This is a genomic window from Curtobacterium salicis (assembly GCF_011759505.1).
GTDB lineage: Bacteria > Actinomycetota > Actinomycetes > Actinomycetales > Microbacteriaceae > Curtobacterium > Curtobacterium salicis.
Window position 1 is genome coordinate 721,013 of record NZ_JAAOYO010000001.1, and the last position, 17,618, is coordinate 738,630.

General features: G+C 71.7%; 17 protein-coding genes and 1 pseudogene. 2 read left to right on the forward strand and 16 right to left on the reverse strand.

Annotation, left to right across the window (positions count from 1 at the left end; translation table 11 throughout):
• Nucleotides 1-44 precede the first annotated feature (44 nt).
• Entirely contained in the window at nt 45-533 is a 489-nt protein-coding gene (locus E9228_RS03435) for an aminoacyl-tRNA deacylase (protein ID WP_166779163.1), read from the forward strand.
• Between the two features lie 6 nt (nt 534-539).
• On the opposite strand, the gene E9228_RS03440 is transcribed toward E9228_RS03435, so the two are convergent.
• From E9228_RS03440 to E9228_RS03455, 4 genes are all read right to left on the reverse strand, one after another.
• Nucleotides 540-707, reverse strand: coding sequence for a hypothetical protein (locus tag E9228_RS03440; protein ID WP_166779164.1), 168 nt, complete (start codon nt 705-707; stop codon nt 540-542).
• Entirely contained in the window at nt 704-1,423 is a 720-nt protein-coding gene (locus tag E9228_RS03445; protein ID WP_166779165.1) for a DsbA family oxidoreductase, read from the reverse strand. The genes E9228_RS03440 and E9228_RS03445 overlap by 4 nt, the downstream gene beginning before the upstream one ends.
• A 152-nt stretch (nt 1,424-1,575) precedes the next feature.
• Nucleotides 1,576-2,961: a glycine--tRNA ligase gene (locus tag E9228_RS03450; RefSeq protein WP_166779166.1), complete on the reverse strand. Its 1,386-nt coding sequence runs from the start codon at nt 2,959-2,961 to the stop codon at nt 1,576-1,578.
• 98 nt (nt 2,962-3,059) lie between these two features.
• Nucleotides 3,060-4,139: an aminotransferase class V-fold PLP-dependent enzyme gene (locus E9228_RS03455; RefSeq protein WP_166779167.1), complete on the reverse strand. Its 1,080-nt coding sequence runs from the start codon at nt 4,137-4,139 to the stop codon at nt 3,060-3,062.
• Nucleotides 4,140-4,210: 71 nt separating this feature from the next.
• Between E9228_RS03455 and E9228_RS03460 the strand changes: the two genes are divergently transcribed.
• The gene (locus tag E9228_RS03460) at nt 4,211-5,143 is read left to right on the forward strand and encodes a LysR family transcriptional regulator (RefSeq protein ID WP_166779168.1); all 933 of its coding nucleotides are present in this window, start codon (nt 4,211-4,213) and stop codon (nt 5,141-5,143) included.
• Between the two features lie 161 nt (nt 5,144-5,304).
• Here E9228_RS03460 and E9228_RS03465 read toward each other — a convergent pair whose 3' ends face one another.
• The 12 genes and pseudogenes from E9228_RS03465 to E9228_RS03520 all read right to left on the reverse strand — a co-directional run bounded on the left by E9228_RS03465 (nt 5,305) and on the right by E9228_RS03520 (nt 17,550).
• Nucleotides 5,305-6,105 carry an isoprenyl transferase gene (locus tag E9228_RS03465; RefSeq protein ID WP_166779169.1) on the reverse strand — a complete coding sequence of 267 codons (801 nt, stop codon included), beginning with the start codon at nt 6,103-6,105 and terminating at the stop codon, nt 5,305-5,307.
• A 149-nt stretch (nt 6,106-6,254) separates the two neighbouring features.
• Nucleotides 6,255-6,977, reverse strand: a pseudogene (gene recO / locus E9228_RS03470) (DNA repair protein RecO); the annotation flags it as partial.
• A gap of 216 nt (nt 6,978-7,193) precedes the next feature.
• Entirely contained in the window at nt 7,194-8,963 is a 1,770-nt protein-coding gene (gene leuA, locus E9228_RS03475; protein WP_166779170.1) for a 2-isopropylmalate synthase, read from the reverse strand.
• 228 nt (nt 8,964-9,191) lie between these two features.
• Nucleotides 9,192-10,598 (reverse strand): FtsX-like permease family protein, encoded by a 1,407-nt coding sequence (locus E9228_RS17490; protein ID WP_166779171.1) that lies wholly within the window; start codon nt 10,596-10,598, stop codon nt 9,192-9,194.
• A complete protein-coding gene (locus tag E9228_RS03485) occupies nt 10,595-11,344 on the reverse strand; it encodes an ABC transporter ATP-binding protein (RefSeq protein ID WP_166779172.1) in 750 nt (249 codons plus the stop codon). Before E9228_RS03485 ends, E9228_RS17490 begins: the two co-directional genes overlap by 4 nt.
• Nucleotides 11,345-11,451: 107 nt before the next feature.
• Nucleotides 11,452-12,150, reverse strand: a complete 699-nt coding sequence (locus E9228_RS03490; protein ID WP_166779173.1) for a response regulator — start codon at nt 12,148-12,150, stop codon at nt 11,452-11,454.
• Nucleotides 12,151-12,160: 10 nt separating this feature from the next.
• Nucleotides 12,161-13,375: a histidine kinase gene (locus tag E9228_RS03495; protein WP_166779174.1), complete on the reverse strand. Its 1,215-nt coding sequence runs from the start codon at nt 13,373-13,375 to the stop codon at nt 12,161-12,163.
• 55 nt (nt 13,376-13,430) lie between these two features.
• Nucleotides 13,431-14,369, reverse strand: coding sequence for a GTPase Era (era, locus tag E9228_RS03500; protein WP_111076096.1), 939 nt, complete (start codon nt 14,367-14,369; stop codon nt 13,431-13,433).
• Entirely contained in the window at nt 14,366-15,688 is a 1,323-nt protein-coding gene (locus tag E9228_RS03505; protein ID WP_166779391.1) for a hemolysin family protein, read from the reverse strand. Before E9228_RS03505 ends, era begins: the two co-directional genes overlap by 4 nt.
• Before the next feature lie 5 nt (nt 15,689-15,693).
• Nucleotides 15,694-16,155, reverse strand: coding sequence for an rRNA maturation RNase YbeY (ybeY, locus tag E9228_RS03510; RefSeq protein WP_166779175.1), 462 nt, complete (start codon nt 16,153-16,155; stop codon nt 15,694-15,696).
• Nucleotides 16,152-17,120 carry a PhoH family protein gene (locus E9228_RS03515; RefSeq protein ID WP_252727747.1) on the reverse strand — a complete coding sequence of 323 codons (969 nt, stop codon included), beginning with the start codon at nt 17,118-17,120 and terminating at the stop codon, nt 16,152-16,154. Before E9228_RS03515 ends, ybeY begins: the two co-directional genes overlap by 4 nt.
• A gap of 76 nt (nt 17,121-17,196) precedes the next feature.
• Entirely contained in the window at nt 17,197-17,550 is a 354-nt protein-coding gene (locus E9228_RS03520; protein WP_166779177.1) for a histidine triad nucleotide-binding protein, read from the reverse strand.
• Between the last annotated feature and the right edge of the window lie 68 nt (nt 17,551-17,618).

Below are 17,618 nucleotides of genomic sequence, written 5' to 3' on the forward strand. Positions count from 1 at the left end.
GTCCTCATTCTCCCACGTCGTCGGCCGCCGGTAGCGTTCTCCACATGACCGTTCCGGATGCCGTCACCCGCTTCGACTCCGATGCCGCCGCCCGCGGCCTCGACGTGCAGGTCGTCGAGCGTCCTGCCGCCGACTCGCTCGAGGGCGCAGCGGCTCTGCTCGGCATCGACCCGGGCGACATCGTGAAGACCCTGGTGGTGAAGCGCCACGACGGTGGGTTCCTGCTGGCGCTCGTCCCCGGCGGCCGGAGGATCGCCTGGAAGAAGCTCCGCACGGTCGTCGGGGTGAACAAGCTGTCGATGCCCGACGCGGCCACCGCGCTCGAGGCCAGCGGCTACGAGCGCGGCACCATCACCCCGATCGGTGCCACGGGCGACCTGCCGGTGTTCGCTGACGAGCGGGTGCTCGGGCGACGGGTCGCGCTCGGGGCCGGTCGACACGGTGCGAGCGCCTTCGTCGACGGCGACGCGCTCGTCGCCGCCTACGACGCGACGGTCGCCGACATCACCGACGAGGAGCCGACCCGCCCCTGAGTGCGGTCAGTCGGGGACCTCGGACCAGTCACCCTCGGCGCCCGGCACGAAGCACGAGTCACCCTCGCAGACCGGCGCGCCACCGGGCGTGACGAGCGTCAGGAGGGCGGGTCGCGCCTCCAGACCGGCCGGGAGGCCCGACCCACCACCCACGGGAGCCGTCGCGCCCGTCATCGGGTCACCCCGGCGTCCGCTGCCGCGTCGTCCTCAGCGCGCTGGGTCGTCTCGGCGACCTCCTGCGGAGTCGAGTCGCGGAGGGCGACCACCTGGCGGAGCACCTGCTCGAACGCGGCCGGGTCCTGCGCGCCCGAGACGCCGTACTTGCCGTCGATGACGAAGAACGGCACGCCGTTGATCCCGTAGGCCTGCGCCTGGGACTGGTCGGCACGGACCGCAGCGAGCTGGCTGTCGTCGCGGAGGGTGGCGAGGACCTCGTCGCGGTCGATCCCGACCTCGGCGGCCAGGTCGGCGAGCGAGTCGTCCTGCCCGACGTGCTCACCGCGCTCGAAGTAGGCGGCGAAGAGACGCTCGACCATCTCGAGCTGCTTGCCGTGCTGCTTGGCGAGGTGGATGACCTGGTGTGCCTTGACCGTGTTGGTGTGCCGGAGGGCGTCGTAGTCGTAGTGCAGGTCGACCTGGGCGGCGATGCCGGCGACCTGGTCGATCATCTGCTGCGCCTGCTCGACCGGGAGACCCTTGTGCTGCGAGAGGAACTCGGCCTCGGAGCCCTCGAAGTCGACAGGGGTGTCCGGGCTCAGTTCGAAGGAGTGGTACTCGACCTCGACCGGGCCGCCGAACGCGGAGACGCCCGCCTCGAACTTGCGCTTGCCGATGTAGCACCAGGGGCAGGCGATGTCCGACCAGACATCGACCTTCACAGAGTCGTTCATGCTGACCCCAACGTCGACGCGGTCGCGGCATTCCCGCGCTGGCCAGGCGGCGAAACACCGGTGTTCGTCGGTCGCATCGCGGAATGTCGCGGCGCGTTCGACGAACACCGGTGTTTTGCGGGCCTACGCGCCGCCGGGCGCGGCCAGCGGGCCTACGCGCCGAGCAGCCGCTCGGCCAGGAAGCCCTGCAGGCGGTCGAGCGACACGCGCTCCTGGCCCATGGTGTCGCGCTCGCGCACGGTGACGGCCTTGTCCTCGAGGGTGTCGAAGTCGACCGTGATGCAGAACGGCGTGCCGATCTCGTCGTGGCGACGGTAGCGACGGCCGATCGCACCGGCGTCGTCGAAGTCGACGTTCCAGGTCTTGCGCAGGTCGTCGGCCAGGCCGCGGGCGACCGGCGAGAGCTGCTCGTTGCGGGACAGCGGCAGCACCGCGGCCTTCACGGGCGCCAGGCGCGGGTCGAGGCGCAGGACGGTGCGCTTGTCGACGCCGCCCTTCGCGTTCGGGGCTTCGTCCTCGTGGTACGAGTCGAGCAGGAACGCCATCAGCGCACGGGTGAGACCGAACGACGGCTCGATGACGTACGGCACGTACTTCTCGTTCGCGGCCTGGTCGAAGTACCGCAGGTCCTGACCCGACGCCTCGATGTGGTTCTTCAGGTCGAAGTCGGTGCGGTTCGCGACGCCCATGAGCTCGCCCCACTCGGTGCCGGCGAACCCGAAGCGGTACTCGATGTCGGCGGTCGCGTCGGAGTAGTGCGCGCGCTCCCCGTCCGGCACGTCGAAGCGGCGGAGGTTCTCGGGGTCGATGCCGAGGTCCGTGTAGAACGCCACGGCGTCGGCGATCCACTGCTCGTAGTGCTCCTGGGCCGAGGCCGGCGGCACGAAGTACTCGATCTCCATCTGCTCGAACTCGCGCGTGCGGAAGATGAAGTTGCCCGGTGTGATCTCGTTGCGGAAGGCCTTGCCGACCTGGCCGATGCCGAACGGGGGCTTCATGCGGCTGGTGGTGACGACCTGCGCGAAGTCGACGAAGATGCCCTGGGCGGTCTCGGGGCGCAGGAAGTTCAGGCCCTCTTCCGACTCGACCGGGCCGAGGTAGGTCTTGAGCATGCCGCTGAACTCGCGGGGCTCGGTCCACTCGCCGCGGGTGCCGCAGTTCGGGCAGGCGATCTCGGCCATGCCGCCCTCGGGAGCGCGGCCCTTCTTGGCCTGGAACGCCTCGAGCAGGTGGTCCTCGCGGAAGCGGTGGTGGCAGTGCAGGCACTCGACGAGCGGGTCGGTGAAGGTCGCGACGTGCCCGGAGGCCTCCCACACCTTGCGGGGCAGGATGACGGCGGAGTCGAGGCCGACCATGTCGCCACGGCCGCGGACGAACCGCTGCCACCACTGGCGCTTGATGTTCTCCTTGAGCTCCACACCCAGGGGCCCGTAGTCCCATGCGGAGCGGGATCCGCCGTAGATCTCCCCCGACTGGAAGACGAACCCACGGCGCTTGGCCAGGGCGATGACGCTGTCGAGACGGGAGGGCTGTGCCACTGAGGTGCTCCTGAGTTCGCCGAGCTGGGTGCCCGGTGTGCGGGCGGACCCGGCAATGCTAGCGGCCCGGGAGGCCCGCCCCACCCCCGCCTGGTCCCTCACCGCCCGGACGCGCCCGGCTCCACCCCCGCCAGCGCCGCCGCCACGTCGGTCACGTCGTCCTCGTCGTTCCAGAGGTGGAACGCGATCCGCAGTCGTCCCGCACGCCCGGAGGCGGTGATGCCCGCGGCGGTGAGCGCTCGCAACCGCGTGCCGTCGGCGTCCGGGAACGTGACGATCGCCTGGCCACTCGATCCGTGGCCCTGCCGCGGTGATCCGAGCGCGTCGCAGAGCCGGTCTGCGAGTCCGGTGGCGTGCCTCCAGGTCGAGCGTGCGTCGAGTGAGGTGGCGTGCCGGAGGGCTGCGACGGCTCCGGGCCAGGCCTGCCAGGCCGGGGAGACGTCGAAGCGTCGGGCGTCGTCGGCCAGGTGCATGGCGGGGCCGTAGCAGGAGGACCAGACGTCCTCGCCCGCGTACCACCCGGCCTGCACGGGGCGGAGACGACCGAGCGCGACGTCGGAGAGCGTCATGAACGCCACGCCGCGGGGTGCGCAGAGCCACTTGTAGGCGTGGGTGATCGTGACGTCGAAGGGAGCGGCGGAGACGGGCAGGACGCCGGCGGCCTGCGTGAGGTCGCAGAGGGTGAGCGCGCCGACCCGTCCGGCCGCCGCGACGACGGGTGCCGGGTCGGTGACGGTGCCCGTCGCGGACTGCACGGCGGACCAGGCGACGAGCGCGGTGTCGGGGCCGATCGACGCGGCGAGCTCGTCGAGGGGGACGCTCCGGACCCGCACACCGCGGTGCGCCTGTGCCAGGAAGGGGAACACGACGGAACTGAAGTCGCCGTCTGGGACGACCACCTCGGCCCCGTCCGGCAGGGCGTCCGCGACGACGGCGGCCATCACCGAGGTCTGGGAGCCGGTCGCGACCCGCGCTGCCGGCACGCCGACCAGGTCCGCGAAGAGGGCGCGTCCCTCCTCGACCAGGGCGCCGTAGTGGGCCGGTGAGGTCTCGGCACGCGACCACGCGTCGAGGTCGGCGCGCTGCGCGGCGAGCGTGTCGTGCGACGGGAGGCCGGCGGTGCACGCCGCGAGGTACCCGCGGCCGGCGGGGAACGAGTCCGTGCGGAACGAGTCCATGTCCGACAGGGTCCTCCCGCCCGAGCCATCACGCCAGAGCAGCCCCGTTGTGCCACCGGTAACATCGTGTGATGGACGACATCGACCCGCAGCTGCTCCGGGTCCTGCGCGCAGTCGCCGACAGCGGGTCGATCACCCGGGCGGCCGTCGTGCTCGGGTCGAGCCAACCGGCCGTCAGTCAGCTGCTGACCCGGGCCGAGCAGCGTCTCGGGCACGCACTCGTCCTGCGCGGTGGACGCGGCGCGACGCTCACCCACGCCGGCCAGGTGCTCGCCGACCACGCCCTGCACGTGCAGGCCGCGCTGACCGCAGCCCGCGAGGACCTCGACGCCGTCGGCGGGCTCACCCGGGGCCGGGTGCGGCTCGCCGGGTTCCCGAGCGCCTCCTCGGCCCTGGTGCCGGCGGTGCTCGCCCGGCTGGCGGCGACGGCACCCGGGGTGACGACCTCCTACGTCGAGGTGGAACCCCCCGAAGCGCTCGACCTGCTCCGCGGCGGTGAAGTCGACGTCGCCCTCACCTTCACCTACGTCGGGGACGAGGTCGGTGCCGTCCCGGACGCCGCCCTCGTCACGCGGGCACTCGGTCGCGACCCGCTCGCGCTGGTGACGCCGGTCCGGCCGGGAGGCTCGGATCCCCTCCGCCCCGCCGGCTCCACGGTCGTCGACCTCGCGTCCCACCGCGACGCCCGCTGGATCGGCGGCTGCCCACGCTGCCGCGGCCACCTGCTCGCCTCGTGCGCGAGCGCGGGGTTCACGCCGGACATCGTCCTCGAGACGGACAACGCGGCCGCGGTCGTGGGGCTCGTCGCCGCGGGGCTCGGTGTGGCGCTGCTCCCCCGGCTGGCCCTCGCGACGACGGTGATCCCCGCCGAGGTCGCGATCGACCCCGTGGACGACGACCTGGCCCGGCGTGTCGAGGTCGTCGTCGCGCGCGGAGCCGAGCGCGTGCCGAGTGTCCGCGCGGCGCTCGACGCCGTGCGTTCGGCGGCCCACCTGCTCGCCTGACGCGGCGCCCGGCTGGCCCGCCGGCAGCCGGGCACGCGCCGAGCCTCGGCTGGGCGGACACGTTGCGGCCTCCCAACGGCGCAGCATGTCCGCCAGGCCGAGCCTCGGCCGGCGGCGGGCCGCCGCGGCGCGCCGCGCCGCGGGGCGGCCGCGGCGGCGGGCTACGCCGTGGGCGTGTCGATCGCGCCGCCGTAGCGACGGTCGCGGCTGGCGTACTCCTCGATCGCGCCCCACAGGTCGGTGCGTCGGAAGTCCGGCCAGAGCCGGTCGAGGAACACCATCTCGGCGTAGGCCGACTGCCAGAGCAGGAAGTTGCTCGTCCGCTGTTCGCCCGAACTGCGGACGAACAGGTCGACGTCCGGCAGCTCGGGCACGTACAGCCGCTTCGCCAGGGTCTTCTCCGAGACCTGGCTCGGCTTCAGGCGCCCCGCGGCGACGTCGTCCGCGATGGACCGCACCGCGTCGGCGATCTCGTTCCGACCGCCGTAGTTGACGCACATGGTCAGGGTCAGGACGTCGTTGTCGGCCGTCATCTCCTCGGCGGTCTGCAGCTCGTCGATGACGCTGCGCCAGAGCTTCGGCGTCCGCCCGGCCCAGCGGACCCGGACGCCCCACTCGTGCAGCTGGTCGCGGCGGCGGCGGATGACGTCACGGTTGAAGCCCATGAGGAACCGGACCTCGTCGGGTGAGCGCTTCCAGTTCTCGGTCGAGAAGGCGTAGGCGGACACGTGTGTGACGCCGATCTGGATCGCGCCGGCGACGACGTCGAGCAGCGATGCCTCGCCCGCCTTGTGCCCCTCGATCCGGGTGAGGCCGCGCTGGTTGGCCCAGCGGCCGTTGCCGTCCATCACGATCGCCACGTGTCCGGGCACGAACCGCTTCGGGATCGCCGGGGGCTGTTCGCCGGTCCAGTCGACGGGCAGGAACGGGCCCGGTTCGGCAGTGGGGCGGCGAGGGCTCATGCGCGGGTTCCTCCGGGAGCGGTGACGGGGTCCGTGTCGGGCCCGGGGTCCGGGTCCTGGACGTCCGGCGTCGGCACGGCGGGCGCCGGCACCGCTGCGACCGCGGCCGGCACACCACCAGGGTGCGGAGCGAGGGGCGAGGGGTGCTCGGTGCGGTCGACGTGCGGCAACGAACGGAGCGATCGTTCCAGGTGCCACTGCGCGTACGCCGCGACCACGCCGGAGGCCCGCGATCTCGTCCGCTCGTCGGTCACGTCGACACTGCCCCAGTCCCCCGCCAGCAGCTGCCCGAGGACGGCGAGCGTCGCCGGGTCCAACCGCGGCGTGCCGGGAGGCGCAGCCGCGTCCGCCACGACCCCGCCGAGCTGCACGACGAACGCCGAGTGCGGCCCGGGCTCGCCGGTCACCGCGCAGTCGCTGAACGAGGGCGCCCAGCCGGCGATGCTCATCGCCCGGAGCAGGTACGAGTCGAGGGTCGCACTCGGCTGGTGCTCACCGCGCGACAGCGACCGCAGGGCACCGACGAGCAGCAGGTACTGCTGCAGCCCGGCGTCCGCCTCGCTCAGTCGGTCGGCGGTCTCGACCATCGCACTGGCCGCCGTGTACGCGCCGTAGTCGGCGACGATGCGTGCCCCGTACGCGCCGAGGGACTCGGCCTGCGTCACGATGTCGAGCGACCGGCCCTCGTAGAACTGCGCGTCGACGACCATGAACGGTTCGAGTCGCGACCCGAACTTCGACGCCGTGCGTCGGACGCCCTTGGCCACGGCACGGATCTTGCCGTGCTCGCGACTGAGCATCGTGACGATGCGGTCGGCCTCACCGAGCTTGTGGGTGCGCAACACGACGCACTCGTCCCGGTACAGCGGCATGCGACCAGTATCCCCCGCGCCGCCGACACCTCCGGCCTCCTGCGCCAGCCCCTCTGCGGGACACCGGTGTTCGTCCGGAACACCGCGCCATACCGGTGTTCGACAGACGAACACCGGTGTTCAGCGGGCCAGGGACGCGCCACGGGACGCCACCGGAGGCGCGGTGCGGGCCCGCACCTCGCCTCCCGTCCGGACGGACCGAGCGGATCAGGCGGCTCAGGCGGAGACGAGCTCCGGCGCGCCCGAGGCCGCACCCGCACGCACCGCGCGGTTCACTGCGGAGACGATCGCCTTGAGCGACGCGGTCGCGATGTCGGCGTCGATCCCGACACCCCAGAGCCGGACGCCGTCGACGTCGAGCTCGACGTAGGACGCCGCCTGCGCGTCACCCGAGGCGCTCATCGTGTGCTCCGAGTAGTCGTACAGCGTGACGGTGACGCCCTGGTCCGCCATCACGGTCAGGAACGCGTCGATCGGACCCGTGCCGACGGCCTCGGCGGAGACGGCGCCGTCGTCGACGCGCATCGCGACCGACAGCTTGGTCGTGCCGTCGAAGTCGCTCGAGGTGGCGGTCTTCGTGATCTCGTAGCGGCCCCACTTGTCGTCGTCGACGTGGGCGGGCAGGTACTCGTCGTGGAACAGGTCCCAGATCCGCTCGGAGGTGAACTCGCCACCCTCGGCGTCGGTGCGCTGCTGCACGACACCGCTGAACTCGATCTGCAGCTTGCGGGGCAGGTCGAGCGCGTGGTCGGTCTTCAGCAGGTACGCGACGCCGCCCTTGCCGGACTGCGAGTTGACCCGGATGACGGCCTCGTACGAGCGCCCGATGTCCTTCGGGTCGACCGGCAGGTACGGCACCGCCCAGACGACGTCGTCGACGCCGACACCCTCGGCGGCCGCGCGGGCCTCCAGGGCCTCGAGACCCTTCTTGATGGCGTCCTGGTGCGAGCCGCTGAAGGCCGTGTAGACCAGGTCTCCGGCCCACGGCTGCCGCTCGGGCACCGGCAGCTGGTTGCAGTACTCGACCGTGCGCTTGACCTGGTCGATGTCCGAGAAGTCGATCTCCGGGTCGATGCCCTGCGTGAACAGGTTCATGCCCAGGGCGACGAGGTCGACGTTGCCGGTCCGCTCGCCGTTGCCGAACAGGCAGCCCTCGATGCGGTCCGCGCCGGCCATGTAGCCGAGCTCGGCGGCGGCGACGGCGGTGCCGCGGTCGTTGTGGGGGTGCAGCGACAGGATGACGTCCTCGCGGTGGGCGAGGTTGCGCGACATCCACTCGATCGAGTCGGCGTAGACGTTCGGTGTCGCCATCTCGACGGTCGCCGGCAGGTTGATGATGACCTTGCCCTCGGGGGTCGGCGCGAAGACCTCCAGCACCGCGTTGCAGATCCGCACCGCGACGTCGAGCTCGGTGCCCGTGTACGACTCCGGCGAGTACTCGTAGTAGACGGTCGTGTCGTGCTGCAGCCGGGCCTCGGCCGCCTTGCACATGTGCGCTCCGGCGACGGCGATGTCGACGACGCCCTGCACGTCCGTGCGGAACACGACCTCGCGCTGCACGATGCTCGTCGAGTTGTAGAGGTGCACGATGGCCTGCTTCGCACCGTCGATGGCCTCGTACGTGCGGTCGATGAGGTGCTCGCGGGCCTGGGTCAGGACCTGGATCGTGACGTCGTCCGGGATCGCACCCTCGTCGATCAGGCTGCGGACGAAGTCGAAGTCGGTCTGCGAGGCGCTGGGGAACCCGACCTCGATCTCCTTGTAGCCCATCCGGACGAGCAGGTCGAACATCGCCCGCTTGCGTTCGGCGTCCATCGGGTCGATGAGTGCCTGGTTGCCGTCACGCAGGTCGACGGCACACCAGCGAGGCGCACGGTCGATCTGCTTCGTCGGCCAGGTGCGGTCGGGCAGGTCGACGGTGATCTGCTCGGAGAAGGGGACGTACTTGTGGATCGGCATCCCGGAGGGGCGCTGCGCGTTCTGCATCGGTTCGCTTTCGTCGGTGTGGTTGCGGTGCGGCCACGACGGACTCCGCGACGAGGTGGGCCGGTTGTCAGGCCTCGTCGCGGCGACGAAGGAGGAGTGCCGAGTACATCGGGTTCACGCTAGCACCGGAGGCCGTCGGTGGCGCACCGTGTGACGGACGGACCACGTGACGGACGGGAGGCACGGCACCCGCTGGCACCGTCCCTCCCGTCCGTCACCGGTCACCGCTCAGTCGACGGCCAGCGCCTCGGTCGGCGGGACGCGCATCGCGCGCCGCACCGGCGCGACGGTGGCGACGACCGCCAGGACGAGCGCCCCGACCACCACGACGGCGATCGTCATCGGCGGCAACACCGGCGTGGTGACCGCACCGAGCGTGCCGAGGAGCGTCTGCCCGCCGAGCCACCCGTAGGCGGTGCCGAGCACGAGTCCGGTGACGACGGCCGCGACGACCATCTGGACGGCCTCGGTGACGATCATCCGGCGGACCTGTGCGCCGGTCAGTCCGAGGACGCGGAGCAGTCCGAGCTCCCGGCGGCGCTGCAGCACGCCGAGGGCGAGGGCGTTGACGACCCCGACGGCGGCGATCACGGCGGAGAAGCCGACGACGACGCTGACCACGGCGTCGAGCTGCACGAAGAAGCTGCGCTGTTCGGCGAGCATCGCGGGCGTGATGCCGCTCTGCCCGGCCAGGGCGGACTCGGTGACGTGCTGCATGATGCCGAGCGCCACGGCGAAGGTGACGAGCAGGGTGACGCCGATCACGAGTCCGATGGTCGCGCGGGCGGAGCGGGCGGGCGCGCGCATCGCGTTGCGGCCGGCGAGCAGGACGACCGGGTCGTGCGAGCCGATGCGCCCGATCGACTGCAGGACGGGCGGCATCACGATCGTGGCGCCGACGGCGACCCCGGCGAAGGACACGAACCCGCCGAGCGCGGCCGGCAGGACCGCCAGGGGTGTCGCCGCACTGAGGGCCAGACCGAGCAGGGCGAGCAGCGCTCCCGCGGCCATGAGCAGGATCGCCCAGACCTTGCGGGCGGTGCCGGTGCTGACGTCCTCGTGGCTCGGCTCCACGCTCGAGGACAGGGCCTGCAGCGGCGTGACGGTGAGGACGCGTCGGGACCCGGCGGCGAAGGCACCCCAGGTGGCGAGGACGACGGCGACCACCGGCAGCACGAGCTCCCAGGGCAGCAGGGTGTACGAGCGGTCCGGCAGGAACCCGTTGCCGCGGAGCACGGCGACGAACACGGCGGAGAGTCCGGTACCGACCACGGCGCCGACGAGCCCGCCGAGCAGCCCGACGACGAGTCCGGTGCGCGTGATCCGGGCCCGGAGCGAGGCCCCGGTCGCGCCGACGAGCCGCTGCAGGGCGATCACGCGGGTCTGCCCGGCGATGAGGGTCGCGCAGGTGTTGGCGGTGACGATCGCCCCGACGTAGAGCGCGATGCCGAGGGCCAGCCACCCGATGACCGAGAGGACGGCCCTGACCGAGCTGATGTCGTCGAGGCCGGTGGCGGACATCGCCTCGGTGACGATGCCGGGGGCGATGACGAGCGCGGAACCGAAGGTCGTGCCGAGCGCCGCGACCAGGATCGTCGGGGCGAACTGTCGGACGCCGGTCATGCTGCCGGTCACGCTGCCGCCTCCATGCCGAGCATCGTGGCGGAGATCTCGGCGGCACCCATGCGGGGCCGGTCGTCGACGACTCGGCCGTCGGCCAGGAACAGGATCCGGTCTGCGTTGGCGGCAGCGACGGGGTCGTGCGTCACCATGACGACGCTCTGCCCCCACTCGTCGACGGCTCCGCGCAGGATCGCCAGCACGTCGCGACCGGTCCGGGAGTCCAGCGCACCGGTCGGCTCGTCGGCGACGACGACGGCCGGACGTGAGGCGAGTGCCCGTGCGATGGCGACGCGCTGCTGCTGCCCGCCGGAGAGCTCGTGGGGGCGGTGGGCCAGGCGGTTGCCGAGCCCGAGCATCTCGACCAGCCGGTCGATCCACGCGGTCTCGTCGCGGTCCGGCCGGTGCCCGCCGAGCAGGAACGGCAGCCGGATGTTCTCGCTGACGTCGAGCGTCGGGACGAGGTTGAACGACTGGAACACGAAGCCCAGCCGTCGGCGGCGGAGCTCGGTCAGCTCGCGGTCACCGAGTCCGGTGATGTCCGTCCCGTCGATCGTGATCCGACCGTCGGACACCTGGTCGAGGCCCGCCGCGACGTGCATGAGGGTCGACTTGCCGGAGCCGGAGGGGCCCATCACCGCGGTGAACTCACCCGCCCCGATGTCGACGCTGACGTCGTCGAGCGCCGTCACCCGGCGTGCGGCGTCCCCGTAGCGCTTGGAGACGTGGTCGAGACGGATGATCGGAGCGTGGCTGGTCATGGGTCCACGATCGCGTCCGGGAGGCCCGCCCCGCGTCCGCCGCGGGGCTCTCGTCCGTCATCCCCACGGCGGCCATCCGGTCCGCGGGTCCCCCGAGCGGATGACGCTCACTCGCCCTTGGTGACGAGGCCGTGCTCATGCGCGAACACGACGAGGCGCACCCGGTCGCGCAGCCCGAGCTTCGTGAGGACCCGCGAGATGTGGGTCTTCACGGTGGCTTCACTGACGTACTCGTGCGACGCGATCTCGGCGTTGCTCAGCCCGCGGGCGGCCAGGTCGAAGATCTCGCGCTCTCGTGGGGTCAGGTCGCCGAAAGCCGCGGGGACCGTGGCACGGAGGTCGGCCGGGTCCTCGTAGCGGCGGAGGAGTTCGCGGGTCGCCGAGGCGGCGAAGACCGTCGTGCCCGCGTGCACCGTCCGGATCGCGGCGAGCAGGAACTCCGGGTCGGCGTCCTTGAGCACGAAGCCGCTCGCCCCCGCACGGATTGCCTTCGCGGCGGCCTCGTCGAAGTCGAACGTGGTGAGGACGAGCACCTTGGCGTCGGAACCGCTCGAGACGATGTCGGCGGTGGCGCTGATGCCGTCCTTGACGGGCATCCGCACGTCCATCAGCACGACGTCCGGACGGTTCCGGCGCACGAGTTCGATGCCCTCGGCGCCGTCCCCGGCCTCCCCCACGAACTGCAGGTCCGGCTGCGAGCCGATGAGCATCCGGATGCCGGTGCGGAACAGTGCCTGGTCGTCGACCAGGGCGACCCGGATGCGTGCTGGTCCGGGGGTGCTCGTGCTCGTGCTCGTGTTCGTCATCGCCTGCTCGTCATCGGTTGGTCGGGATCGTGTTCCGGGGCATCTGCCCGGTCGACGGCTGGGCCGGCATCCGGACCGCCACCGCGAAGTCGTCGCCGCGGGGTCCGGCCGTCATGCTCCCGCCGGACATCGTGGCACGCTCGCGCATCCCGACGAGTCCGTGACCGGTGCCGGGGCCGGGCCGGTCGTCGTCGGACCGGCGGTTCACGACGTCGATCTCGACGGTGTCCGGTCGGTAGGTCAGGCGTGCGCGGACGGTGCTGCCCGGAGCCCCGTGCTTGTACGCGTTCGTCAGGCTCTCCTGCACGATCCGGTACACGGCGAGCTGCGTGGTGGTCGGCAGCGCGGACGGGTCGCCCTCGCGCTCCACCTGCACCTCGAGCCCGACCTCCCGCATCTGTCCGACGAGCCGCTCGATGTCGTCGATGTCCGGGGTCGGGGCGGTCCCCTGCTCGTGCCGGAGGGCCCCGAGCAGCTCGCGGACGTCGCCGAGCGCACGGCGGGCGGTGGCGCCGATGGTGTCGAGGGCCTCGTCGGCGACCGCCGGGTCGGCGCGGAGGGCGTACCGGGCACCGTCGGCCTGGGCGATCACGACCGCGAGCGAGTGCGCCACGATGTCGTGCATGTCGCGGGCGATCCGGACGCGCTCCTGCTCGATCGCGACGTTCCGGTCTGCTCGCGCGGCGTCGCGTTCGGCCAGGAGCTGCGCCTCCCGGCTCATCCGGGCGGCTCGGCGTGCCCGGACGGCGAGGCCGGCCAGCCACGGCAGCAGCAGGACGGCGAGGACGACGACGAACCACATCGCGCCGTACTGCACGGCGCCGTCCAGGGTCTCCAGGCCGCCGATCCCCGGCACGCCGTAAATGCGGAGGCCCATGTACGCGCCCGCGACGACCGAGCCGACGACCGCGGAGACCAGGCCCGCGACCCGGATGCGACGGGTGCCGTAGACGCTCGTGGTGTAGAGCACACCGGGGATGAAGGCGTCCGCCAGGTTCGCGTCCTGCATGGTCGCCATCTGGATGACGGCACCGACCCAGGCGACCGCGAGGGCGAGCCCCGGCGCGACCCGACGGAGCGCGAGCGCGAACGTCAGGACCCCGACGGTGACGACGCCCCCGACGCCCTCGATCCCGCGGCTCGAGATGATGAGCACCAGCGCGCCGAGGAGCAGGGCCGTGCCGATGTCGACGACGAGCTGGGTGCGGAGGACGGGACGGAACACGATCCCACGGTACGGCGCGCGAGTGGCGGGCGCGTCCGACCGTGGGATGACCCGGTCAGAAGCCCAGTCGGCCGAGCTGCTTCGGGTCGCGCTGCCACTCCTTGGCGACCTTCACGCGGATGTTCAGGTAGACGTGGCGACCGAGCAGGCCCTCGATCTCGACGCGGGCCCGGGTACCGACGTCCTTGAGTCGGCCGCCCTTGTGCCCGATGACGATCGACTTCTGGCTGTCCCGCTCGACGAACAGGTTCGCGAAGATGCGCAGCGGCCCGTTCGGGTCGTCGTCCGCATCCGGTTCGACCATGTCCTCGATGACGACGGCGAGCGAGTGCGGCAGTTCGTCGCGGACGCCCTCGAGCGCGGCTTCGCGGATGAGTTCGCCGATCCGCTCCTCGTCGGTCTCCTCGGTGACGGCGAGGTCGTCGTACAGCTGCGGGGACTCCGGCAGCAACGACACGACCTCGTCGATGAGGTCCTCGAGCTGCAGGCCCTCGGTGCCGGAGGTCGGGATGATCGCGTCCCACTCGCGGAGGCGCGAGACCGCGAGCAACTGCTCGGCGATCTTCTCCTTGCCGGAGCGGTCGATCTTCGTGACGATCGCGATCTTCTTCGCCCGCGGGTACTGGTCGAGGGTGTCGTTGATGAACCGGTCGCCCGGCCCGATCGGCTCGTTCGCCGGCACGCAGAACCCGATCACGTCGACGTCACCGAGCGTGGACTGCACGAGGTCGTTGAGTCGCTCGCCGAGGAGCGTCCGCGGGCGGTGCACCCCGGGGGTGTCGACGACGATGACCTGCCCGTGCGGGCGGTGCACGATGCCGCGGATCGCCCGACGGGTGGTCTGCGGCTTCGACGACGTGATGGCGACCTTCTGCCCGACCAGGGCGTTCGTCAGCGTCGACTTGCCGACGTTCGGGCGACCGACGAAGGAGACGAACCCCGCGCGGTAGGGGGTCGTCGCCTCGGGGGCGGTGTCGGGTCCGGAGTCGGTCATGGAGTTCGTGTCCCTGTCGTGGAGTGGTCGGAGTCGCCGAAGGCCTGCTCGGCGGACGCCAGGTCGGCGGTCCGCTCGGCGACCACGGTGATGAGGTGGCGGCGCTTGCCCTCGACGCGGTCCGCGATGAGCAGGACCCCGGAGACCGTGACGGTGTCCCCGGCGGAGGGCAGGTGGCCGAGTTCCTTGGTGAGCAGGCCGCCGGCGGTGTCGACGTCGTCGTCGTCGAGTTCGATGCCGAACAGGTCGCCGAGCTCGTCGATGGGCAGTCGGGCCGAGATGCGCCAGCGCCCCGGTTCGATCTCGGCCCGGTCGACGACGGCGCGGTCGTACTCGTCCGAGATGTCGCCGACGAGTTCCTCGATGAGGTCCTCCATCGTGACGAGGCCCGCGACGCCGCCGTACTCGTCGACCACCAGCACCAGGTGGTTCTTCGCCAGCTGCATGTGGCGCAGGGTCTCGTCGGCGGGCTTGGACTCCGGCAGGAACTCGGCCGGCCGGAGCATCGTGCGCACCGGGCGGGTACCGACCTCGGGACGCTCGTAGAGGCCCCGGGCCAGGTCACGGAGGTACGCGACACCGAGGACGTCGTCGCTGTCGCGGCCGATCACCGGCATCCGGGACACCCCGGTGGCCAGGAACTGCTCCATCACGGCGGCGATGGTGTCGCCGGCGTCCGCGGTGACCATGTCGGTGCGGGGCACCATGACCTCGCGCACGAGGGTGTCGCTGAACGCGAAGACGGAGTGGATGAGCTCGCGGTCGTCGGCCTCGAGCACGTTGCTCTCGGTGGCCTCGTCGACCAGCGACAGCAGCTGCTCTTCGCTCGACACGCTCGACGCACTGCGGACACGGCCCGGCGTCACCCGGTCACCGATCGCGACGAGCAGCCCGGCCAGCGGACCGAGCACGATGCGGACGCCACGGACCAGTCCCCCGGTGGCCGCGATGATGCCCTCGGCGTGGGCACGTCCGACGCTGCGCGGGCTCGACCCGACGAGGACGAACGACACCGCGGTCATCACGGCCGCGGACACGATGAGGGCGACCCACCACGTGTCGAACACCGTCACCAGGGCGATCGTCACGAGCACCGCGGCGGCCGTCTCGGCCAGGACGCGGAAGAAGTTCAGGGCGTTGACGTGGGCGCCCGGGTCGTCCGCGAGGGCCTCGATCGCCCGTCGGCGTTTGCTGCCGCGGGCGATCTCGTCGAGGTCGGCGCGCGACAGCACGGACAGCGCGGAGTCGGCGGCCGCGAGCAGTCCGCCGAGGACCACGAGCAGGAACGCCACCGCGAGCAGGCCGGCGACGAGCAGCACTGCGGTCACCGCCCCCGGCGCGCGGCGGCGAAGGCGGTCAGGATCTCGCCCTGCAGACCGAACATCTCGGCCTTCTCCTCCGGCTCCGCGTGGTCGAAGCCGAGCAGGTGCAGGATGCCGTGGCAGGTCAGCAGCAGGATCTCGTCGAGCGTCGAGTGCCCGGCGGTCTTCGCCTGTTCCTCGGCGACCTGGGGGCAGACGACGATGTCACCGAGGAGCCCGGCGGGCGTCGGCTCGTCCTCGGTGCCCGGACGGAGTTCGTCCATCGGGAAGCTCAGGACGTCCGTGGGGCCCGGCTCGTCCATCCACCGGACGTGCAGCTGCTCCATCGCACCCTCGTCGACGAAGACGATGGCGAGTTCGGCGTCGGCGTGCACGTGCATGGCGTCGAGGGCGAAGGCAGCGAGCCGCTGCACGACGTCCTCGTCCACCGCGACGCCGGACTCGTTGTTGAGCTCGATGCTCACCGGGTGCCTCCTCGGCGGTCGTCCTGCTGGTGGGGGCGCTTGGCGGCCTGTTCGACGAGTCGTTCCTCGTCGTAGACGGTGTAGGCGTCGACGATCCGACCGACCAGCGTGTGGCGGACCACGTCCTCGCTGCCGAGGCGGGCGAAGTGGATGTCGTCGACGTCCTGCAGGATCCGCGTCACCAGGCGCAGCCCCGACACGTTGCCGGGCAGGTCGACCTGGGTGATGTCACCCGTGATGACCATCTTCGAGCCGAAGCCCAGACGCGTCAGGAACATCTTCATCTGCTCGGGCGTGGTGTTCTGCGCCTCGTCGAGCACGACGAACGAGTCGTTGAGGGTCCGGCCGCGCATGTACGCCAGCGGGGCGACCTCGACCGTGCCGGCGGCCAGGAGCTTCGGGACCAGTTCGGGGTCCATCATCTCGTTGAGCGCGTCGTACAGCGGGCGGAGGTACGGGTCGATCTTGTCGGTCAGCGTGCCGGGCAGGAACCCGAGCCGCTCACCGGCCTCCACCGCGGGGCGGGTGAGGATGATGCGCGAGACCTCACGCCGCTGCAGGGCCTGCACCGCCTTCGCCATCGCCAGGTACGTCTTGCCGGTACCGGCCGGACCGATGCCGAACGTGATGGTGTTCTCGTCGATGGCGTCGACGTAGGCCCGCTGACCGTCCGTCTTCGGGCGCACGGACTTGCCGCGGCTCGACACGATCGGGGTGCCGAACACGTTCGACGGGCTGCGCTCTTCGTCGATGATGCGCGCCGAGGTCGGGATGTCCGACTGGCCGATGTCCTGCCCGCGACGGACCATGCCGACGAGTTCGTCGACGAGGGAACGGGCCCGCGCGACGTCGCGCTCCGGCCCGGACAGGGTGACCTGGTTGCCGCGCACCAGGACGCGGACCGACGGGTACTGCCGTTCGACCGTCTTCAGCAGGCGGTCCTGCGGGCCGAGCAACTGCACCATGGCGATGCCGTCGACGGTGAGTTCGGAGGTCGAGACGGGTTCCGAGGCCGACTGCGGCTCGGTGGTGGCTGGTTCGTCAGCGGGCAAGGGTGCCTTCCTGCAGGTCTCCTGCGAGTACGTGCGCGTGCACGTGGAACACGGTCTGGCCGGCGGCTTCGCCGGTGTTGAACACGAGTCGGAACTGTCCGCCGGCGCGTTCGTCGGCGATGCGCTGGGCGGTCTGGACGACGTGCGCGAGCAGGTCGGGGTCGGCGGCTGCGAGCTCGCCCACGTTCGCGTACGCCTGGGTCTTCGGGACGACGAGCACGTGCACGGGGGCCTTGGGCGCGATGTCCTCGAAGGCGATGACGCGGTCGTCCTCGGCGACGATGGTCGCCGGGATCTCACGCGCGACGATCTTCGTGAAGACACTGGGCTCGGTGCTGGTCATGGGCACCATCGTAGAACGCGCGACCGACGCCGCGCCTTCCCGGTGTCCCCCGATGCTCCGATGCACGC